Source organism: Pseudarcicella hirudinis, from assembly GCF_900115665.1.
Lineage (GTDB): Bacteria > Bacteroidota > Bacteroidia > Cytophagales > Spirosomataceae > Pseudarcicella > Pseudarcicella hirudinis.
This window is the reverse complement of record NZ_FOXH01000006.1, coordinates 48,324-69,267: the sequence shown is the minus strand read 5'-3', so window position 1 is coordinate 69,267 and position 20,944 is coordinate 48,324. Positions and strand designations below refer to the sequence as shown.

At 38.6% G+C, this 20,944-nt stretch carries 21 protein-coding genes; 18 read left to right on the top strand and 3 right to left on the bottom strand.

All coding sequences use genetic code 11. The features are described from left to right. Positions 1-325: 325 nt before the first annotated feature. Together BM179_RS12160 and BM179_RS12155 are read right to left on the bottom strand one after the other, a co-directional pair. Complete coding sequence (locus BM179_RS12160) at positions 326-1,072, bottom strand: LytR/AlgR family response regulator transcription factor (protein WP_092017164.1); 747 nt, start codon at positions 1,070-1,072, stop codon at positions 326-328. Then, complete coding sequence (locus BM179_RS12155) at positions 1,072-2,121, bottom strand: sensor histidine kinase (RefSeq protein WP_092017594.1); 1,050 nt, start codon at positions 2,119-2,121, stop codon at positions 1,072-1,074. Before BM179_RS12155 ends, BM179_RS12160 begins: the two co-directional genes overlap by 1 nt. A 337-nt stretch (positions 2,122-2,458) precedes the next feature. Here BM179_RS12155 and BM179_RS12145 point away from each other — a divergent pair, with 337 nt between their 5' ends. From BM179_RS12145 to BM179_RS25305, 13 genes are all read left to right on the top strand, one after another. Beyond that, a complete protein-coding gene (locus BM179_RS12145; protein WP_092017160.1) occupies positions 2,459-4,984 on the top strand; it encodes a TonB-dependent receptor in 2,526 nt (841 codons plus the stop codon). Positions 4,985-5,639: 655 nt separating this feature from the next. Then, on the top strand, positions 5,640-6,401 hold the full coding sequence (locus BM179_RS12140) for a LytR/AlgR family response regulator transcription factor (protein ID WP_092017158.1): 762 nt from the start codon (positions 5,640-5,642) through the stop codon (positions 6,399-6,401). A gap of 98 nt (positions 6,402-6,499) precedes the next feature. Next, on the top strand, positions 6,500-7,621 hold the full coding sequence (locus BM179_RS12135; RefSeq protein WP_092017156.1) for a sensor histidine kinase: 1,122 nt from the start codon (positions 6,500-6,502) through the stop codon (positions 7,619-7,621). A gap of 488 nt (positions 7,622-8,109) precedes the next feature. Then, the gene (locus BM179_RS12130; RefSeq protein ID WP_092017154.1) at positions 8,110-8,487 is read left to right on the top strand and encodes a LytR/AlgR family response regulator transcription factor; all 378 of its coding nucleotides are present in this window, start codon (positions 8,110-8,112) and stop codon (positions 8,485-8,487) included. A 175-nt stretch (positions 8,488-8,662) separates the two neighbouring features. Then, complete coding sequence (locus tag BM179_RS12125; protein WP_092017152.1) at positions 8,663-8,869, top strand: hypothetical protein; 207 nt, start codon at positions 8,663-8,665, stop codon at positions 8,867-8,869. A 25-nt stretch (positions 8,870-8,894) separates the two neighbouring features. Next, positions 8,895-9,065, top strand: a complete 171-nt coding sequence (locus tag BM179_RS25315) for a hypothetical protein (RefSeq protein WP_177219378.1) — start codon at positions 8,895-8,897, stop codon at positions 9,063-9,065. Positions 9,066-9,077: 12 nt separating this feature from the next. Further along, positions 9,078-10,331, top strand: a complete 1,254-nt coding sequence (locus BM179_RS12120; RefSeq protein WP_092017151.1) for a radical SAM protein — start codon at positions 9,078-9,080, stop codon at positions 10,329-10,331. 27 nt (positions 10,332-10,358) lie between these two features. Next, the gene (locus tag BM179_RS12115) at positions 10,359-12,653 is read left to right on the top strand and encodes a peptidase domain-containing ABC transporter (protein WP_092017148.1); all 2,295 of its coding nucleotides are present in this window, start codon (positions 10,359-10,361) and stop codon (positions 12,651-12,653) included. Positions 12,654-12,746: 93 nt separating this feature from the next. Further along, complete coding sequence (locus tag BM179_RS12110) at positions 12,747-13,460, top strand: HlyD family secretion protein (RefSeq protein WP_092017146.1); 714 nt, start codon at positions 12,747-12,749, stop codon at positions 13,458-13,460. Between the two features lie 126 nt (positions 13,461-13,586). Further along, complete coding sequence (locus BM179_RS12105) at positions 13,587-13,784, top strand: hypothetical protein (RefSeq protein WP_092017144.1); 198 nt, start codon at positions 13,587-13,589, stop codon at positions 13,782-13,784. Between the two features lie 408 nt (positions 13,785-14,192). Then, on the top strand, positions 14,193-14,477 hold the full coding sequence (locus tag BM179_RS12100) for an acyl carrier protein (protein ID WP_092017142.1): 285 nt from the start codon (positions 14,193-14,195) through the stop codon (positions 14,475-14,477). A gap of 169 nt (positions 14,478-14,646) precedes the next feature. After that, a complete protein-coding gene (locus BM179_RS25310; RefSeq protein ID WP_177219377.1) occupies positions 14,647-14,796 on the top strand; it encodes a hypothetical protein in 150 nt (49 codons plus the stop codon). Positions 14,797-14,917: 121 nt separating this feature from the next. Continuing rightward, complete coding sequence (locus tag BM179_RS25305) at positions 14,918-15,067, top strand: hypothetical protein (protein ID WP_177219376.1); 150 nt, start codon at positions 14,918-14,920, stop codon at positions 15,065-15,067. Positions 15,068-15,116: 49 nt separating this feature from the next. Here the strand turns inward: BM179_RS25305 and BM179_RS25300 are convergent, their stop codons facing one another. Further along, entirely contained in the window at positions 15,117-15,260 is a 144-nt protein-coding gene (locus tag BM179_RS25300; protein WP_177219375.1) for a hypothetical protein, read from the bottom strand. A gap of 115 nt (positions 15,261-15,375) precedes the next feature. Between BM179_RS25300 and BM179_RS12090 the strand changes: the two genes are divergently transcribed. From BM179_RS12090 to BM179_RS12075, 5 genes are all read left to right on the top strand, one after another. Next, positions 15,376-16,623, top strand: a complete 1,248-nt coding sequence (locus BM179_RS12090) for a M50 family metallopeptidase (protein WP_092017138.1) — start codon at positions 15,376-15,378, stop codon at positions 16,621-16,623. After that, positions 16,620-17,834, top strand: coding sequence for an arginase family protein (locus BM179_RS12085; RefSeq protein ID WP_092017136.1), 1,215 nt, complete (start codon positions 16,620-16,622; stop codon positions 17,832-17,834). Before BM179_RS12090 ends, BM179_RS12085 begins: the two co-directional genes overlap by 4 nt. Before the next feature lie 37 nt (positions 17,835-17,871). Next, on the top strand, positions 17,872-20,094 hold the full coding sequence (locus BM179_RS12080) for a TonB-dependent receptor (RefSeq protein WP_092017134.1): 2,223 nt from the start codon (positions 17,872-17,874) through the stop codon (positions 20,092-20,094). A 36-nt stretch (positions 20,095-20,130) separates the two neighbouring features. Next, a complete protein-coding gene (locus BM179_RS25295) occupies positions 20,131-20,295 on the top strand; it encodes a hypothetical protein (RefSeq protein ID WP_177219374.1) in 165 nt (54 codons plus the stop codon). 161 nt (positions 20,296-20,456) lie between these two features. Then, a complete protein-coding gene (locus BM179_RS12075; protein ID WP_092017132.1) occupies positions 20,457-20,900 on the top strand; it encodes a DUF2141 domain-containing protein in 444 nt (147 codons plus the stop codon). Positions 20,901-20,944 lie beyond the last annotated feature (44 nt).

Below are 20,944 nucleotides of genomic sequence, written 5' to 3'. Positions count from 1 at the left end.
TTAAAAATGCCTCTTGTCCCGTATTAGTTTGAAATAGTAAACTATTGAGACTAAGTCGTATTTTTTGTCGATGAACCCATATTAAGTGCCAACCATTCTTTTACAAAGGCTTTTTTTACTTCGTTAATTATACTGCTTATAAGGAGACCTTTAAAGAGTAATCTGTTAATAAGATAGACCTCAACAATTCATAGTACTTAAAGGTAAAGACAATGCTCAAATGTACTAATGAAATGAATGATCTATGTCATGGTTAATCAGTAATCGATTACTTATTTTTCAGGAACTGATGAGCAGCTGGCTTCACAGGTTCAGAAATATAAATTCAGGAAAGGTTATTCCGGTCTATAAATTCTTTAAATGATTTTCTGTAAGTATCACTGATTGGTAAGAACTCTTTCCCGATCTGCACTTTTTCTTTATGAATCGCATCAATCCATTCAAGTGCAACTATATAAGAGTTGTGTATTCTTACAAACTGACTGTCAGGCAATTGACTTTCAAGAGATTTCATGGTTTGCAGTGTGACAATTTTCTGCTGAATGGTGTGTATCGACACATAATCTTTCAGCCCTTCTACAAACATGATTTCATTCAGTCGAATCTTAACCAATTTCGTGCCATCTTTTACAAATATAAAAGGCTGTGTTCCTTCGGAGCTAAGGGAAATTTCTTTTACAATTTTTTCCTGAACAATTACCGGGCTTACAGACTGACTCAATCTTTGAGAAGCTTTTTCAACAGCTTTCAGGAACCTTTCGAAAGTGATGGGTTTCAGCAGATAATCCAGTACATCCAGTTCATAACCTTCCAGTGCATATTCCGAATAAGCGGTTGTGAGAATAACCAATGGTTTTTTTTGCAGAATCTTGAGCACAGTAATCCCTGTAATTTCCGGCATTTGTACATCCAGGAACAGAATATCGACCGTATTGTTTCTTAGAAATTCTATGCCTTCAAGTGGATTGGAACAGGCCTTAACCAATTGAAGATAAGGTACTTTCTGAACATATTGTTCCAGCAGGCTTCTGGCCAGAGGTTCGTCTTCTACTATCAGACAGGTTAGATTCATTATAATTGTAGTTTTAACGTCACGGCATAATAAAGAGGCTGATCCCGGATCTCCAGCTCATATTTATCAGGATAACTAAGTTCAAGTCTTCTTTGCAGGTTTTGCAAACCAATTCCCGATTTTTCCGGAAGCGTTGAGGTATTGGGAGGCAGTTTACTGTTTTCTACAGAATAAATACAGTTTTTATGATCCAGCGTAAGATTTACTTTCACATATGCATCTGACACGTTATTGCTTACACCGTGTTTAAAGGCATTTTCCAGAAAAGTTATCAGAATTAAAGGTACAATCAAAACTTCATTGGTATGACCTTTTACTTCAAATTCTATCGGAATCTGATCATTGAGACGTAATTTTTCAAGACTGATATAATTCTCCATATATTCCAGTTCTTTGCTTAAAAGTACTTTGGGATGGTTGGAATCATAAATCATATAACGCATCATTTGTGATAATTTTGCAATTACTTCTGTTGTATTCGGGGATTGTGTAAAAGCAAGATAGTATAGGTTATTAAGGGTATTGAACAGAAAATGAGGGTTAATCTGCGCTTTGAGAAAACGTAATTCTGCCATGAGTTTTTCATTTTCCACTTCTTTTTTCTTGGCTTCAAGTTCAAACCAGTCTTCCGCAAACCTGAGCATTCCAATGAAAATTACGATAAACAGGGTTCCCATTGTTACCTGTACCACGAACATCTGACTTGAAAAATACCCCATGCGCATAAACTGTGCATAGAACAATTGAATCACATATCTCTTAGTCCAGATAAAGCAAATCATTAAAATTATAAAAAAGACTGAAAATTGTACAAGATAATTCAACCAGTTTTTGTCTTTCAGAAAACGGGGCAGAAAAAAGAAATAATTGGTATAAGCTGCCAGCATTACGAATCCTACCTGAACAAAAGAATCTATAAATGCCTTAAAAAAGGATATTTCTTCGCCATGTTTCGGGGAACTCACCTGATAATAGAAGAATGAGAAATACAGCCCCCAGAAGGAGACGTGAAGCAAAAGGATTCTGTTTCTTTGGATGAATGATTGCATAACCTTTAGTGGAGCCGGAAATTTGCCCGCTATTTTATAAAACGGATCAAATATCATTAAAAAGCATAATAAATCTTCTTTTCAAACCCGCTTTATCAGGACATCCCTTATTTATTATATAATCCGGCCATTTTATCCGACAGACTGCCTTTTTCAATCTGCCTTTCTGCCGGGTCGGGTATTTCGCCGGATGGTAGAGTACTTTCCCTGGAACGTCTATTAGCAAAATGTAAGTCGGAGATTTGATTTTCATTTGTATCGAAATCAAAAACGAACCGGGAACATTTCTGAGAGTCAGTAAGCGATTTCTTCTTTAATCGTCAAACTCCATCGCATTATGAAACGTTTATCTTTTTTACTCATACTTTTAAGTATTTCTTTCGCAGGCTTTTCACAAATGCCTGTTGGTGAAGGTGCTGGCCGCCCGGGAGGCACTGCTCCCCGTCCTGTTATGAATGAAACCGCTCCGAAAGGTAATTCAAAAATTACAGGATATGCCGTAGATTCCTCTGTGACAAAAGCTGTTGAATTTGCCAATGTGGTACTTTATAATAAGGCGACCAACAAAGTTGTTGACGGAACGGCTGCGGATGATAAAGGAAAATTCACTTTCAGTAAACTGGCAGTAGGGGAGTATAAAATCGTGATTTCTTTCATCGGTTTTTCCAATGCTACCATTGATAACATTCAACTGGCGAAAGGCCAGGATTTGGATTTAGGCGTTGTAAAGCTGAAACCGGATGTTAAACTGCTTGATGAAGTAACCGTTACCGGTCAGAAATCGATTATTGAGGAGAAAGTTGACAGACTGGTTTATAATGCTGAGCAGGACATTGCTGCAAAGGGAGGAGATGCAGCAGATGTGCTGAGAAAAGTACCGATGCTTACGGTTGATCTGGATGGAAATATCTCTTTAAGAGGAAGTTCGAATATCAGAGTGCTCATCAACAATAAACCTTCTACGATCGTGGCAAGCAGTGTGTCAGATGCCTTGAAACAAATTCCGGCAGATATGATTAAATCTGTAGAGGTAATTACTTCACCATCAGCTAAGTATGATGCAGAGGGTTCCGGTGGAATTATCAATATTATTACAAAGAAAACAACAGTACAGGGTTTAACGTTAAATGTTGATTCAGGAATCGGAAACAGGGGTTCTAACTTAGGTTTAAACGGGAGTTATCGCAATGGCAAACTGGGCATTAACCTGGGAGGTTTCGGCAGAGCATTTTATAACAAAGCCACTACGGATTTACAGCAGTTAACCAATCAGAATGGCAAAGACGTCCGGACGAACCAGACAGCGGATGCGTTTGATAACGGTCTTTTCGGACAATATACACTTGGTCTGGACTATGATTTAGGACCAAAACAATCTCTGACAGCAGGTGTAAGATATGGTGTGAGAAATTTCAAACGGGATCAGGACCAGACGACCAATATTTTTACGGATAACCTGCTTACTTCTTCAGCACTTCGTCAGGTGAACAGCCAGGACAATTCAGGAACAATTGATGTAAATGTAGATTACCTGCGTACATTCAAACCGCAGCAGGAATGGAGTGTTTCAGGACAATTCAGCCGTAATAACCTGACTAATAACTTTGTTTCGAATTTGATGGATAAAGATGGCGCTTTGGCCAGCAGTCAGAAAAACGTTAACCTGAATACCAATCAGGAAATCACTTTTCAGACAGATTATCAAACACCTTTGGCTAAGAATCAACTTCTGGAATTTGGAGTGAAAGGGATTTTCAGACAAGTCAACAGTGACTATCAGTATCTGTTTTCCAGGAGCTCAAATGCCAGTTACATTACAGATGTAACCCGTCCTTCCGGTTTTCTGAATTATGACCAGAATATTGCCGGAACGTACTTTTCATATACCCTGACTACTCCGAGTAAATATACTTTTAAGATCGGTTCCAGGTATGAATACACTTCCATAAATGCGAAAAGCCAGCAGGGAGATATTACAATTCCTACTTATGGTACTCTTGTTCCAAGTATTAATATTTCTAAAAGTCTTGGGGAAAGTACGACTTTGAAACTTTCCTACAACAGAAGAATCCAAAGACCGGGATTACAGCAGCTGAATCCGAATTTCAATGCTTCCAACCCTCAGAATATCACGGTAGGAAATCCTAACCTGAAACCTGAACTTACTAATAATATTGAATTAGGCTTCAGTACAAACATTAACAAAACCTATTTCAATGTTTCATTATTTGGCCGTCAGACGGATAATTCTATTACGCAAATCCGTACGCCATCAGATACACTCGCAGGAGCAGTTATTACTACTTTCCAGAATATTGGGAGAGAGCAGGTTTATGGTACAAACGTTTTTGCCAATGTATCTATTACCCCGAAATGGAGCATAAACGGAGGATTTGACCTTTATCATACTTATCTGGAAGGACAAACGCCTGATTTAACCGGAAAATCGGTAGCGGTCAGCAATTCAGGTTTTGTCATCGGAGGAAGAATAATGACACAGATTCAATTGCCAAAAGGCTGGGGCATTCAGGGTTTTGGAGGAATGAGAGGAAATCAGGTACAATTGCAAGGTATACAGGGAAGTTTTTACATGTACTCTTTAGGGGTTAAGAAAGATTTCAACAACAAAAAAGGGAGCATAGGTATAGCCGGAGAAAATTTCTTCGGAGGAGTTCAGGTAAATTCAGAATTCAATTCAGCGCAGTTTACACAGCTGAGCAGTATGCACCTGATGAACCAGGGAATCAAACTGACATTTAGCTATAAAATTGGTAAAATGACTTTTACCGCTCCCAAAAAGACAAAATCAATTAAAAATGATGATGTAAAAGCCGGAGAGGGCGGAAACGGAGGACAGCAATAGCAATAGAAAGAGAAAAGAAGCAGTATGTAATTGTTTAATAAAAACAGGCGGAGAAAATTGTGCTGGAACACGTTTTCAAACTTGTTTTGGGTAAAGTTGGAAATGCTTGTCGAAATTTGATAAGCATTTTTTTTGCCCTTAAAATATCTCATCTGACGCACAACTCTTTTTCATATATGTGATTGATTAATAATTATTTATGCATGATTTTTTAAAACTAAACAATATTCTTATTACGAGTTTTATAGGGTAAGAGCCATGGTTTTGAAGTTTGGATATGCAAAGAAAGGAACAGCCATTTTAGCTGAGTAATACATGGTTTTCCAGGGATTCTTCGGATAGAAAAACTGAAAATCAGGAGAATATAATATATAAGATTACGTATATTGAGCGACTGAGAACGGTTACAAATAACGGGCTAATTTAAGACTCTGATTCATATCTTTTCCAAAGAAAAGAAGATAAACAACGATTTTCCTGTAAGAGCGCATTAATTTTGATTGAATATATGGTAATTTGCGAACAGGATTTTCACATTCTTATATTGAATTTTCCTAAGTTGTACTATCTTAGGGTTTTGAAAAATCCGAATAATAATATTGCATAGACAGTATTGTGTTTTTCTTGCTTATTTAACTCCTAACTGACAATAAAGATGAGTCAATTCCTAAAATGTATCATCGTTGAAGACGAAGAACCGGCTCAGGATATCCTTAAAATCTACATTGAAAAAATCCCGTATTTAGTATTGGAAGCAGTTTGCGATAATGCCTTTAGCGCATTGGATTATATCGCACAGAATGAAGTTGATATTATATTTACCGATATTCATATGCCCCGTATTTCGGGGATTGACATGATTAAATCGCTTAGCAAGCGTCCTTTTATCATTATTACCACCGCTTTTTCAGATTATGCCGTAGAAGGTTTCGATCTTGATGTTACAGACTTTTTGGTAAAACCGATTTCTTTTGATCGTTTTCTGAGGGCTGTAACGAAAGTCAGAGAGAAAACGCAGAAAAGTACAGCTCCGGCAACCATTTCAGTTCCTGCCGGCAGCAGCATTGTAATGAAAGCAGAACCAGAGGTGAATGTTTCACTTTTGAGTATGTATGTGAAAGAAAACGGTAAATTGCTCAGAGTTGATTTTGACGATATTTTGTTTGTGGAAGGATTGAGAGATTACGTTAAAATTATCACAGACGGGAAGGTTATCATTACACACATGACAATGAAAAAAATGGAGGAAACGCTGCCTTCGGAGCAGTTTGTAAGAGTCCATAAATCTCATATTGTCAGAATTGATGCCATTAAAGCCATAGATGGCAATATGATTGAAATAAATAACAATGCTAAAATTCAGATTGGCCTGCAATTCCGTGATAATGTTTTCAAGTATATAAAACCTATAAATTAATTTTGAAAAGACCCGGGAGAATGTGATTTTAACAAAAATGTCTATCTTGTTGAAATTAATAATTTTCTGCCCTTCTGATTTATTAACACGATTTACGGATGAGAAAAATCCAGGAAAAAGTACTAAGTTATTATCAAAACTCAGAAAAGGAGGCCAGAGTAGTTATTCATGTGGTATTCTGGGTTTTAATGTATCTTTTGGAGTTTTTGAAGGTTCGTTCCGATATGTCTTTTATGTATCGGACGCTGGTGGCGTCTTTATATTTTCTCCTGAGTATTACTTTTTTTTACACACTGGCTTATTGGGGTTTTCCCAGATTGTTGCTCAAGGGCCGTTACCTGAGTTTTTTACTGCTTCTTCTGGTTTTGTATATCTGGTACGGCGTCCTGAATTATTACTCTACCTGGGCAATGATTCACTTTCAGCTTCTGCCGACAAAATATACCCTTCATTCCTTTAAAATGGATATGCTTAATAAAGGTTTGTGGGGAAGTACTTTTGATTTATCGAACCTGTTTTTTAACTTTTTTGAAGCTTTTTTGCCTGCCTTGCTTCCTTTGATGATAAAGTTAGGAAAGTCCTTTTCCGAATTATCCAATAAAACACTTAAACTCGAAAGAGATAATCTGGTGCTTGAGCTGAATTATTTGCGTTCTCAGTTAAACCCTCATTTTCTTTTCAATAGTCTCAATAACGTTTATAGCCTTATTCTCAAAAAAGATGATAAAAGTGCAAGCGTCATTTTGAAACTGGCCGGATTGATGCGTTATACCTTGTATGAAGCAAATGCCGAAAAAATAGCTTTGTCGAAGGAAGTAAACTTTATTCTGGATTATCTGGATTTGGCAAAATTGAGATATGGTAAAAAAGTAAGGGTGGAATTTGAAACTTCCGGTGAAATAGAGGGTTTTATGATTCCTTCACTTTTGCTGATCTCTTTTGTAGAAAATGCTTTTAAACATGGAGTAAACGACATTACGCTGGATATACAATCATGGGTTAAAATTTCCCTTGATGTACAGGACGGCATAATGACCTTCATTATTTCAAACAACAAGCCATCTCAGGCTTCAAATAAGCTGGCCATTAATTCTAATCTTGGGGGAATCGGGATAGAAAATACCCGTAAAAGACTTGATCTTTTATATCCTGACTGCCATAAACTGCATATCGAAAATGCCAGAAATACTTATACCGTAAACCTGTCTTTGAAATTATAATCCTTTTCGGATCTCTTCATTTTGCACCATCAGATACTACTTTCGGGTTTATAATTCTGTTCCCCGATATTATGAATTTGTTCAGACACATCCTTTTTTGAATAATTTCGTCGAAGCCAACCTCTGTAAATCCATATTAATCGACAAAATAATCACTTTGGTCGAACTAGTTTTTTATTGGTCCGAATATTTGGTCACTTTGATTCAACAATTTAGCAGATGACTTAAATAACTAAACATTATCTCACATGAAAAAATCTGTTTACCCTCGCCTTGACCTAAGAAAACAAACTATTGCCTTATTTACATATGAAGGTTCATCAAAAAGTAAAAACCAGAAATATACAAGCAATGGTTCGAGTTGTTGTACATTGAGTTGCGTCACATTATTTTAGTATTGATTAAGAATTACAATTGTTGCTTTATTCCTTACATCAGAATTTTCTGCACACTAGAGATTAAATAGTCTCATATAAAAACCTGTTAGCGTGAATATTACCTGTATCATAGTTGATGACGAACCGCTTGCTCAGGATATTCTGGAGCATTATATTTCTCAGACTCAAGGATTGGAGTTGCTGGGGAAGTATGAGAATGTCATTGAAGCAATGGAGGCTTTACAAGAAATTCATAAACCTATTGACATTGTTTTTCTTGACGTTCAGATGCAGCGTTATTCAGGAATAGACCTGATGAACAGATTGAAAGATAAGCATTACTTTTTTATTCTGACAACCGCATATCCGGAGTCATTTCTTAAAAAGTATAATTTATCTGTACTCGATTACCTGGCGAAACCAATTCCTTATGAAAGATTTCTGGAAGCGGTCGGCAAAGTAAAGAATATGAAAAGTACCCGGACTTAAATTGCAATAGCTGTAAAGTCTTACCTCTGAACAAAAAGTATCCTAAAAATCAATTTCGTCGAAGCCGGAAGCGATTTCGTCGAAAAACATTGGTAAAATCTGTATAAACAGCCTCCTTTGAATTGTAAATTATTTTTAAAGTTCCAGGCTGTGTGAAAACAAAGAGCTTTTGATTATGAAAAAATGTTTAGCCTCCGTATTGAGCAAAGTTGCCGGATTTTCAGAAGGACAAACCTTCCGTAAAGGCAGCGCAATAGAGATTCTTAGTCATGATATGATCGAAACCCTGCGGGGTGGTGACAAGGAATATACTCCGATCTATGACAGTTCTCAGGATTCGAGCTGGAGCAGTCCGATTATTCTGTTGGATTGTCTGAAATAGTTTACCTCTAACAAATTAAAAGATCATGGCAAAGAAAAAGTATTTCCTATCCTCAAATGATAAAGATGCCAAGAAGAAGATTCTGAAGCATTTCGATAATGAGGAGCATAAAATTTCAGAAGATGAGATTTTAGGAGGAGCATGGCTGGATGTAAATTCAAGCTGGCTTGAAGTATCAGGAAAAGATTCCGAATAATTAAGAATAATAATGAAGGAGCGTCTAAAGTGTCAGGCTGCCATACTCAAAGTAGCAAGTCGTTGCAATCTCAATTGCGATTATTGCTACATGTACAATCTGGCTGATAAAAGTTATCTGGGTCAGCCTAAATTTATGAGCGGAAAGATCGTTGAAGCGCTGATCAATGAAGTTAAAAATCATTGCCTGTTGCATGGAATCAAGCATTTTGAGTTTATTTTTCATGGAGGAGAGCCTTTATTGTTATCACCGGACTTTTATATTGATTTCGTAGAAACGGCCGGAAAAGTACTGGATTCAGTTGTTACTCCGGGCTTTTCTTTACAGACGAACGGAGTTCTTCTTACAGATAAATGGTGTGAGGTTTTTGCCTCATTGGGGATCAGGGTTGGTATTAGCCTGGACGGACTGCCTGCAATACATGATGCGCACAGAGTAGATCATCAGGGGCGGGGCTCTTATCAGGCAACCGTAAAAGGTCTGAAAATTGCACAGGAATCGGCCTATTTAAAAGGTGTACCGGGAGTTCTGACTGTAATTGATGTAGATTCTGATCCGGTTGAAACCTATCACCACCTGAAGTCTTTGGGAATCAGACATGTGAATTTCCTGTTTCCGGACGGGAATTTCGATTATCTCCCGAAGGGAATTGATTTTTCCGGGGAGAAAACTTTATATGCCGACTGGCTTATCTCTCTTTTTGACACCTGGCTGAATGATGCCAGTCCAAAACCTGAGATCAGGTTATTCAGACAAGTAATGCAATTGGTGTTGGGCATAGACAATGGATTTGAATATTGGGGAAAGCGTAGAAATGAGTTTATTGTTATAGAAACAGACGGAAGTATAGAGGCGATAGGAGCATTGAAATCCTGTGGTGAAAACTTTACCAAGGCCGGAGTCAACATTCTTTCTGCTTCTCTGGACGAAGCTTTACAGACAGACCTGGCGCAGATTTACCACCTGAGCCATGAAAAACTTTGCAGTCAATGTCTGAATTGTCCGGTAGGAGAAGTTTGCGGGGGAGGTTATCTGCCTCATAGATTTGGCAGAAACCGGGGTTTTAATAATCCGTCCGTGTATTGTCAGGATTTATTAAAACTGATTTGCCATATACAACACTCGGTATTGGATGATTTACCGGAAGAATTACTCGAATCAATCCAGTTAGAGAAAATAGATTACCTGGAACTCCGGAATGATTTGCACCTGAGCGGGATTACGGATGAGAATCCGGTTCTCGAAAGTTTCGGTATTAAAAAATGATAACGTATAAAATATATCGTTAGGGTTATGAAGCGCAAATTTAAATTTTACAGACAGCTCGACTACATGGATTGTGGTCCGACTTGCCTACGGATGATTTCAGCTTACTATGGCAAAAATTATTCGATGGATTTCCTTCGCTCAAATGCCCACATCACTCGTCAGGGTGTAAGTATGCTGGGAATAAGTGAGGCAGCTGAAAAAATTGGATTTAAGACCCTTGCCGTAAAATTATCGTACGAGCAATTGATTGAAGAAGCGCCGCTTCCCTGTATCCTTCACTGGAATCAGGAACATTTTGTAGTGTTATATGATATCAGAAAGAGCTTCTGGAGTTTTTTTTCAAAAAAACCTAAAGAACAGTTTGTGCTGGCTGATCCCGGACATGCCCTGGTTAATATCGACAAAGAAACTTTATTGAAATGCTGGGAGGGAAGCCCTGGAAAAAGAGGTGTTGTTCTCCTGCTGGAACCGACTCAGGAATTTCAGAAAAATGCAGAAGAGCAGAAAGAAGAAAAAATGGGGTTCAGCTTTCTGGTCGATTATCTGAAACCTTTCAGGAAATATCTTTTTCAGATACTTTTCGGGATGGTTTTCAGCAGCCTTCTGGCACTGGTTTTTCCCTTTTTAACCCAGAGTTTAATAGACTACGGGATTCACAGACAGGACTATAACTTTATCCACCTCATCCTGTTTTCCCAGTTGATTCTGTTTTTGGGAAGTATGGGAATTGACCTGATAAGAAACTGGATTTTACTGCATATCAATACCAGAATAAGTGTATCAATTATTTCGAATTTTCTCGTAAAACTGATGAAATTACCCATTAGTTTTTTCGAATCGAAAAACATAGGAGATATTTCACAGCGTATAAATGACCATCACCGGATAGAAGCATTTCTTACCGGATCTACACTTCAGACATTTTTTTCTATAATTAATTTATTTACTTTTTCCCTTGTTCTGGGGCTCTACAACCTGAAACTGCTGTTGATATTTTTTATCGGAAGTGCCATCTCAATTACCTGGATATTGATTTTTTTAAAACAGAGAAAAAGCCTTGACTACAGGCGTTTTCAGCAAATGAGAGAAAATCAGAACAGCATTTATGAACTGATTACCGGAATGCAGGAAATCAAGTTAAATAACTGTGAAAGAGCCAGACGCTGGGAATGGGAAAGAATTCAGGCAAAACTTTTCAAGATTAATATTAAAAATCTTGCGCTTGAGCAATACCAGGAAGTAGGATCAACGTTTGTTACTCAGCTGAAAAATATCCTGATCTCTTATGCTTCAGCAATGGCTGTAATGAATCATGAAATTACCCTGGGTGTCATGCTGAGTATTTCATACATTGTCGGACAGATGAACGGACCGCTTTCGCAGATTATTAAGTTTTTGCGAAGCATTCAGGATGCGAAAATCAGTCTGGACCGATTAGGGGAAATTCATAACCGGCCAAATGAGGAAACGGATGATGATAATGAAAAAATGAGCGGGATGCTCTCCGTTCAGGATGTGGCACTTGATCCTAAAGACAAGATCTGGCGCCTGAACAGTCAGCAGAATAAGAAAGAAGAAGGCATTGTACTGAGAGATCTGTCTTTCCGTTATGGGGGAGCAAAATCTCAGCTGATACTTAAAAATATCAATTTACATATTCCTAAAGGCAAGGTAACGGCAATCGTGGGGGCAAGCGGAAGCGGAAAAACAACTTTACTGAAGCTGCTGCTCAAATTCTATGCACCTACAGACGGAGAAATCCTGGTTGATGGAATGAGTATGGGAGAAATTTCCGCCAAAACCTGGAGGAAGCAATGTGGAACAGTGATGCAGGACGGCTATATTTTTTCTGATACTATTGCCAGAAATATTGCTGTGGACGGAACAGCCATTAATGAATACAGAATGCTTGAGGCAATAGGAGTGAGTAATATTGCAGAATATGTCAGGAAACTGCCGTTGGGTTTTTTTACAAAAATCGGCAATACCGGAGCCGGAATGAGTGGTGGTCAGAAACAGAGAATTTTTATCGCCAGAGCTATCTACAAGAATCCGTCTTACCTCTTTTTTGATGAAGCAACCAGCGCATTAGACGCCAATAATGAAAGAATAATCATGAAAAACCTTCAGGAGTTTTTTGAAGGAAAGACGGTAATAATTATTGCACATCGCCTGAGTACCGTTAAAAATGCTGACCAGATTGTAGTGCTTGAAAACGGTGAAATAAAAGAAATCGGGACGCATCATTCCCTGACGAAACACAAGAATGGGACCTATTATGAATTGGTGAAGAACCAATTAGAACTTGAAGCAGCTTAGTTGTACATCAATAATAAAGTTAAGTTCTATACTTATTCGGACGGATCTGCACCTATTACCAAAATTTGGAAATAGTTTTTTACCAGAAATCTTATGGAAACTTTCAATGAAATAGAACATAAAAGCGAAGAAATTCAGGAAATTATCGGACAGATTCCACCCTGGATCGTCCGTTGGGGAATTACCATGATAATCACTGTTTTTATCATCTTTGTTTTAAGCTCTTATTACATCCGTTTCCCGGACGTTCTGCATGCCAATGTGAAGGTTACAGCCAAAGACCAGCCTGTGAAAATCGGCTGGTATAAAACACCGGGACTGAGTTATCAGACGATTGCAAAAGATGCAGAAATGATAAAATCAGGAGACACCGTACTGATCGAACATAATTCTGAAAAAAATACCAATAACTACGTAATTGCGCCGATTGGCGGAAAAATATTTACCCTTAAAGGAGTAGAGAACAACCCGAGGAAGTCCATGATGATTATTTATCCACCCATTACCAACTATGAGGTGCAGTTAAATATTTCTGAAAAAGGCATGGGAAAAACTAAAGTAGGTCAGAAGGTACTTCTGAGACTTGATGCCTATCCGGTTGAAGATTTTGGATTCCTTGAAGGAGAAATAACAGAAATTATACCTGTTTTGGTGGACAATCATTACAGAGCGAAAATTCATTTATTACAGGGTTTTACCACCAATACAGGAAAACTGCTGACGATTCAGCATATTCTGGCAGGAGATGCAGAAATAATGCTCGACGACAAGAATTTATTTCACAGAATTTTCGGAGGAATCATCTGACCTGTTTCTCCAATATTATACCTCGTTACTAATTTAAACCTATTTTTCCGTATACATTTTTACACCTGGATTTTATAAGATCCGGGGAAGGAATTGTGCTTCGGAAAAAACAAGAAAACTATAGAAATGAAAAAGAGCCTTTCAGCCATTATCAGCAAAAGCATGCCTAATTCCGACATGCAGCTCATGCACAAAAACCAGGAAGATTTTGTGATTTTACCTGAAAACATGCTTGACTCCCTTCACGGCGGAGAATATTCCTCTCATAATTTTGACCGGAACTGGCAGGAGCCTGATCTGTCCATAGAAGATAGCGGACTGTAAATTCAGCCTCCGGTTTCCCGGAAAGTATGCAACGGTTTTTTGCCGGATTTTAAAAGCCGGAGGGATTCGTTATGCCCTCATTTTAAGATTGATTTATCAGAGAAAAAGTGTGATAAAAAACAGTAAATAATTGATAGTCAATATATTATACAATAAAATTAAATTTCATCGACAGTTTTGATAAGTTCGTCGAAATGTTTTTTAAAACGACAAAAAACCTGCTTACTTTGATTCAGCAAATAAGGGAAATGATTTAAACATCAATCCTTAAACCAAAAGAAAAATCTCTAAACCTAGTTTTTATAACGACGAAAGTCAACATTCAGTAACCATCACTTTCAGAAAATCACATTGTATTTTTACAGTGTACCGGAAAAATCTAATAAACTCTAAATTTCTAAAAACACTATGGCACAATTAGCAGAAATTAAAGAAAAAGTGTCGTCGATCATCGACAACGTTCTCCAGTTAGATGGTGCAGTAACCATCACCGATGAAACCTCATTCTTTGGTAACGAAGAATCCGCAGGATTAATCCAGGACTCACTGGCAATCCTTGAAATAGCCTCAAGATTAGCTGAAGAATATGGCATTTTGCCTTCAGATCTTGATGAAGCCAGCTTCCAGAATTTACAGACACTCAGCGAAATGATCTACAGTAAAGTAGCAGAGAACAGCCTGGCAGCAGCTTAAATCACCCCGGCTGACAAAATTACGTATAAACAAAAGCGTTAAAACCTGTTCAGTCGCTTCAATTCAGAACCTAAGCCTCCTGTGCACAAACGGATATAGGGAATTAGCTACTCCCGCAGTTTAGTGTTATATGTTTAACTTTTTAATAACTATTTAACTATTCAAAAAAATGGCAAACCAAAAAGGATTAATCTCGGAAAAAGAAGTTAGCGAATTAACAGACGCATTATCAGTTGTAGAATTGGAAGAGCGTTTTGAAATGACTGCTGCAGCCGCTTCATCAGAGCGTTGTACTATCACTCAGGCAGAAGCTGCTTAATCATTTTCCGTCGGTAAACTTCGGATTAAAAAAAGGGTAGTGCACTTTCAGAATGCAAGGGTATTCAAAACGCACTGTTATTTATTTAAAACAAATGTTTAATTTCTAAACTTTAAAGAAAATGTCAAATCAGAAAGAAGTAATCGTAGCAACAGAAGAAGTAGTAGTAAATGATGCATTGTCAGTAGTTGAATTGGAAGAGCGTTTCGAAATGACCGCTGCTGCTGCTGCTTCTGAGCGTTGTACTATCTCTCAGGAAGCTGCTGCTTAATAACAGAACACACATCCTGAGCATGCTCCCGATGTGTTCTGAAGATTGCTCACCCGACCTGCTTGGGTGAGCAACTCTCTCCGGTTCCGGATAATTCCGAAAACCCGGAAGGCAAAACCCCATCATTATTTTTCGTATCGTCACTCATTCTTTCAAGGATACATTGCAGAGCAGAAGATCTCTGAATATCCATATATGTCAAGCCGGTGAGGACATACCCTGTAACGGGGAGAAAGTATCTGAAAATCTTTTCCCCGTTATTTATCAACTTATTCAACTTCTAAATCCAGTAATTAAAACCGAAAATCATGAATGCTACCTATACGATAGAAGAGATTGAGCATAACGGAGATAAGAGAAGTTATCTTCTTACAGTGGGAGGGAAGCCTTACCAGGTTGGAGAACTGTTCTATCTGATTCTTCAGGGAAAATCTGACAAGAAAACCAATGAGGAAATTGTGGATTCTCTGAATAAATGGGCTTCAGGTAGTTATCGTTTTACCATTTCTGAGTTAGAACAGATTATTGAACATAAAATCAAACCCCTCGGAGTATGGAATCCCCCGGCTGTCAATACCACAAGTCTGGCAGGAATCGGGAATATCAGATGGCAAAAAACAGTCTTTACTTTTGAACAAATGCGCTGGCTGCTGGCTATTGTAAAATATGCTTTTGTCCCGGCTTTTTTCTTTCCGGTTCTCATTCTGGCACTGGGAGCTAATTATTATTACATGAATGAGCTGATCGGAATGGGGAGTTATGCTGCTCACAAAGCTGCAGTATCTTCCGACTGCTTAAGAGGATTCAGCTATGTGGTACTTTTTTATCCCCTGATTACTTTCATTCTATTTGCGCACGAACTTGGCCATGCCGCTGCCAGTTATTTATTCGGGGTTAAACCCAAAAATATTGGTTTTGGCATTTACTATATCTTTCCGGTTCTTTTTACAGACGTAACAGGTATCTGGAAACTGAATAAAACAAAAAGAGTAATCGTAAACCTCGGAGGAATTTTCATCCAGGCGATTATCAATCTGGGGCTCATTTACTGGACTTATCACAGTGGAACAAACCCTGAAATCATTGCTATGATCACTTTCCTGCTTAAAATTAACGTTGCCACAATGATTATCAACGGATTGCCTTTTATGAAATTTGACGGATACTGGGTTTACAGCGACTTGTTTACCCTGCCCAATTTAAGACAGCAATCCAATATTTATCTGGTACGTTTCCTGAATCGCTTTTTTCCGAAGTTACCAATCAGAATCCCTGAAAAAGTACTGCAAATGGTAGATCTGAAAAATCCTTTCCTGATTATTTATTCTATAGGGAGATACATTTTCATGGTTTATTTCTACGGAAAAATTATAGTGTTCTTTTTTAATACCATTTCAATGATGCCTTTGGCCGCCAGGAATCTCATCAATGATTTTTCTATATGCTCTGCCGAACCTTTTTTACAGGCTTCATTCTCCCTTGGTTTATTTGTCTACTTTACGACAGTCAATACCAAAACATACAGAAGTTATTTTAAAAACAGAAGAAACGCATGAAAACCGGCGAGATCTATATCCAGTCACCCTTTCTGAACTTTGATCAGTCTGCTCCCAAAGTGGTTGTCAGCAATCTGATCTCAGGAAGATCCTTCGAAATGGGTGAGACAGTGGTTTCAATGCTCCGGTTTTTTAAAAAGCCTCGTTCTCTGGATGAATTCAGTCAGGAGTTCAGCGCCTATAGTGGTCATTATCAGAAAATTATTGATTTTCTTTACCAGAGAGGATTGATTTATGATGCAGAAAGTCCGGAAGCTTTTACCATCGGAACGGTTGCCGTAAAAAACAGACTTTTCGGTGCAGGAATGCTGAACCCTGAAAAGGAAGAAAATCGCATCGTGGTGACAGGCATTCCTTTTGGCAAAGGACACGGGCGCTCAGCTAATGCGGCAGATTTTCCTGATTACCTCAGAGAATATGCGCAAAGAATAGGATTGCAGGCTTTAAGTAATTCCGGCATGCCCTACTTAGGACCTGGCTTGGACTATGATAACTTAAAAACGGTACTTAAATCCCTGAAAGATGCCGGGAACATTTTCATCAATACTAATGAGAGTACCCCGTTTATCTATGAAAAAATCTATCAGGTAGCACGGAATCTTTTTGAAAAAGGGAACCGTCCGGTTTTTATCGGAGGAGACCATTCCGTAAGTTTTCCGCTGATCAGGGCCGCTGCTGAAAAATATCCTGATTTGCACATTTTACATTTCGATGCGCATACAGATACCTATACTTCGCCGTATGACCAGATTGACCATGTGCACAAGGTACACCATTACGGCAATTTCATGCTGCATGTGCTAAAACTGGAAAATGTCAGAAAAGTCTGGCAATTCGGCATAAGAGGTTTACACAATGCCCTGGAAACAGGAAGACCCAAAAGAACCATATACTGGGCAGAAGAGCTTAAGAGCATTCTGGCAAAAGGAGAGAGCATCCCTGACTTATCGGAAAATGTCCCGTTTTATGTAACCTTTGATATTGATGTTTTTGACCCCCCGATTGCCCCGGGAACAGCATCTCCGGTGGTTGGAGGACTAGATTACTCAGAGATCCGTACACTTCTGACATCGCTTCTGAAAAACAGAAATATCATAGGAGCTGATCTTGTGGAAGTACACAAACAATATGATACAGGCGATGTAACAGTTCAGCTTGCCATTACAGTTTTACTGAATCTGCTAAGCCATTTTAAGGTAGATAACCCATGATCTGTTAAATAAATCATAACCTGAAAACCTTATTCAGATGAAGACGTTATACCAAATTATAATACTGACCTTTTGTATCCTTCAGGGAATATGCCTGAAGACAAACGGCCAGACACTTATCTCCGGTGTCATCAGAGATAAGAAAAATAAGCCGATTGAAGGAGCCAGTGTTACCCTGAAAGGAACCTATGACGGTGCTGCAACTGTGGCTGATGGCTCATTTTCATTTGAAACAACGGAAACAGGAGAACAGACCATTATTGCCCACAGTATAGGTTATAAGGATTCTGTCTCTGTACTCAATCTTAATACCCAGCCTAAAAAGCTGGCTCTGAATATCCAGCTTACTGATGCTTTTACTGCCCTCGATGTTGTGACGGTTAAGGGAAAGGGTTCAGACTTTTTGGTAAAGGATGGTTCAATTACCCTGCACTCACTCGACATCAGAGCTATGGGAGGCTCAAATGCTGACATTGGCAATGCTTTTAGAATTATGCCCGGCGTACAGCCCACCAGCGATGCCACCGGCTTACTCGTGCGGGGAGGAACCAGTGATGAAACAAGGGTTTTTGTGGACGGCATGGCTGCTACAACGTTCTTTTACACCGGAGGACCTGATATTTCGCAAAGAAGCCGCTTTTCTCCTGAGTTATTTTCAGGAAACTTTTTCAGCAGTGGCGGATACTCTGCCATGTACGGTCAGGCTTTGTCTTCCACCCTGATTCTTGACACCAGAAAATTACCTGATCGTTCTACATTTAACCTTAATGTGGGCTCGATCGGAGCTAATATGGAATTTAACAAATTGCTGCCTGATAAAAAACAGTCTTTCGGAGCCTCATTGAACTATTCAAATTTACAGCCTTATTATCAGGTTGTTAAGCAATACAGAGACTTTACAACTGGCCCGGCTTATCTGGACGCTACCGTAAATTACCGACTCAAGGTATCAAAAAACGGCTACCTGAAGTTTCTGGGAATGTATGGCAATAATGCAGTAAGTTTTTATGAAAATAACCTCGATCAGGTAAACCTTAAAAATTACCTGGGATTGAAAAGCAAAAACCTGTACGGAAACATCAGTTTCAGCAATTTTATCGGTAACGGCACTTTTATACAAACAGGTTTATCTTATAGTTCGCAAAGGAATCAGTACGAACTCGATACACTTGCGGCCGATCAGTCAGTACAAATGCCTAAAAACCAGAGAATAGTAGATGGAGAGGTATTTCAGGCAAGAGCCGTAATCAGAAAGATTCTAAGCCCTGTGACAGACCTTTATACAGGAATGGAATATTTCTACAGTAATGATGAAATTAATAATATTCAGACTTTAAGCGGAAAGGCTCTCAGCGGTTTGGTAAAAGACCATTACTGGGCAGGATTTGCGGAAAGTAACTGGAAACTGTCTGACAAAATAGAAGGACGAACCGGAGTCAGGCTTGAATATTCATCGGTACTCAGACAATGGGCTTTTTCTCCGAGAGCGACAATCAATTATACCTTTGCACCGAAAAGCAGACTGTTCTTTAGCTATGGTGATTTTTATCAGAAACCACTCAGTGATTATCTGACTGTTGAGCCGGAAAAGCGGACTTTTCAGAAGTCAACCCATTATATCCTTGGATTTCAGAAAGAATACAAGACAAATCTGATCAGGATGGAGCTCTATCACAAAGACTATTCCGGTCTGATCAAAACGATTCCTGATATAAACAGCAACGGGAAAGGATATGCTCAGGGTGCTGAAGTTTTCTGGAAAAACAGTACAATGATCAGAAACCTTGAATACTGGATTTCCTATTCTTACCTCGATACTAAACGGGAATACCTGAATTTTCCGGTGCAGGCCAGACCGAATTTTGCCGCAGAACATACGGCTTCCCTGGCATTGAGAAGATATTTCTCTCCGATTTCAACCAATATCGGACTGACATACACCTATGCTTCCGGCAGACCGTATTTCAATCCGAACCGAAGTGCGGAAGATTTCATGAAGGACAAAACGATTGATTATCATAATATTGGCCTTACAGTAGCACATCTGGCAACAGTTTTTAAAGCCAATGCCATTATTGTAGGAACAGTAAGTAATCTCCTTGGAAATGAGCAGGTCTTCGGTTATAAATACTCGGCGATAGATTTTAGCAAAAGACAGGCAATTACGCCCATGGCAAGCCGCTTTTTCTACCTGGGCATATTTCTGAACTGGGGCATAGACAAAAGGGAAAAAACAATGAATGATTTTTTAAATCAGTAAAACACAATAATTCTTTAACATAAACTCTGAAAATGTATGAAAAAGGTTGAAAAAAAAGCCCATAGACCTTCCTCTTACCTGATGGAATGGGATGCCAGCGGAGACTCTATACTGAATGATGCTGATGAAGCACTTCCTTCCGCAGATCAGCTTAACGAATGGCTTTCTGCCGTTAAAATCTCTTCCGGTTTAGGAAGTTAATAATTGATTATCAAACTTTTAAATGTATTATATCATGAACGAGCAATTTATTTTACCTGAAAAACAACATTACAGCATTATCGACTGGGACGCGCTGGAAGCGGATCTGTTTGCTGAAGATTAATGAAAGTTCATCAAAAAACCTCTAAACCTTAATAACAATGAAAATCCTGAATAAAACTTTTTCAATTCTGTTTCTGGGTACAGCATTTACCCTGTTGACTGCTTCTTTCTCTCCTGTACAGACTTACTCTGTGAAAGTAAGACTGGAAGGGCTGAAAAATACCGACGGCTCCGTGAGAATCGCTCTGGCAACGAAAGATGGTTTTTTGAAAACCAATTACCAGCTGAAGGTTACAAAAATCAGCGGAGAGGATATGGAAGTAGAGTTTAAAGACATTCCGGAAGGAGAATATTCGGTTAGCGTGATTCATGATGAAAATGAAGACAATGTTCTCAACAGAGGGATGAAAGGAATTCCTTCTGAAGGATATGGCTTTTCAAACAATCCTAAACCTAAGGCCGGACCTCCTGCATTCGAAGATGTTAAAGTTGAAGTAAAAAGCAATCAAAGCATACTGGTGAAAATGGTTTACTGGGGATAGTTCAGGCAGATTTACCTCATTATTTTCTTGAAATAAACAGCAAT

Coding starts and splice junctions, on each gene's coding strand:
- BM179_RS12155 (WP_092017594.1), bottom strand. CDS start 2,121: ATGCAATCATTCATCCAAAGAAACAGAATCCTTTTGCTTCACGTCTCC.
- BM179_RS12145 (WP_092017160.1), top strand. CDS start 2,459: ATGAAACGTTTATCTTTTTTACTCATACTTTTAAGTATTTCTTTCGCA.
- BM179_RS25310 (WP_177219377.1), top strand. CDS start 14,647: ATGGCAAACCAAAAAGGATTAATCTCGGAAAAAGAAGTTAGCGAATTA.
- BM179_RS12135 (WP_092017156.1), top strand. CDS start 6,500: ATGAGAAAAATCCAGGAAAAAGTACTAAGTTATTATCAAAACTCAGAA.
- BM179_RS12115 (WP_092017148.1), top strand. CDS start 10,359: ATGAAGCGCAAATTTAAATTTTACAGACAGCTCGACTACATGGATTGT.
- BM179_RS12080 (WP_092017134.1), top strand. CDS start 17,872: ATGAAGACGTTATACCAAATTATAATACTGACCTTTTGTATCCTTCAG.
- BM179_RS25295 (WP_177219374.1), top strand. CDS start 20,131: ATGAAAAAGGTTGAAAAAAAAGCCCATAGACCTTCCTCTTACCTGATG.
- BM179_RS12120 (WP_092017151.1), top strand. CDS start 9,078: ATGAAGGAGCGTCTAAAGTGTCAGGCTGCCATACTCAAAGTAGCAAGT.
- BM179_RS12105 (WP_092017144.1), top strand. CDS start 13,587: ATGAAAAAGAGCCTTTCAGCCATTATCAGCAAAAGCATGCCTAATTCC.
- BM179_RS12075 (WP_092017132.1), top strand. CDS start 20,457: ATGAAAATCCTGAATAAAACTTTTTCAATTCTGTTTCTGGGTACAGCA.
- BM179_RS12160 (WP_092017164.1), bottom strand. CDS start 1,072: ATGAATCTAACCTGTCTGATAGTAGAAGACGAACCTCTGGCCAGAAGC.
- BM179_RS25305 (WP_177219376.1), top strand. CDS start 14,918: ATGTCAAATCAGAAAGAAGTAATCGTAGCAACAGAAGAAGTAGTAGTA.
- BM179_RS12125 (WP_092017152.1), top strand. CDS start 8,663: ATGAAAAAATGTTTAGCCTCCGTATTGAGCAAAGTTGCCGGATTTTCA.
- BM179_RS12090 (WP_092017138.1), top strand. CDS start 15,376: ATGAATGCTACCTATACGATAGAAGAGATTGAGCATAACGGAGATAAG.
- BM179_RS12100 (WP_092017142.1), top strand. CDS start 14,193: ATGGCACAATTAGCAGAAATTAAAGAAAAAGTGTCGTCGATCATCGAC.
- BM179_RS25300 (WP_177219375.1), bottom strand. CDS start 15,260: ATGGATATTCAGAGATCTTCTGCTCTGCAATGTATCCTTGAAAGAATG.
- BM179_RS12140 (WP_092017158.1), top strand. CDS start 5,640: ATGAGTCAATTCCTAAAATGTATCATCGTTGAAGACGAAGAACCGGCT.
- BM179_RS12085 (WP_092017136.1), top strand. CDS start 16,620: ATGAAAACCGGCGAGATCTATATCCAGTCACCCTTTCTGAACTTTGAT.
- BM179_RS12110 (WP_092017146.1), top strand. CDS start 12,747: ATGGAAACTTTCAATGAAATAGAACATAAAAGCGAAGAAATTCAGGAA.
- BM179_RS25315 (WP_177219378.1), top strand. CDS start 8,895: ATGGCAAAGAAAAAGTATTTCCTATCCTCAAATGATAAAGATGCCAAG.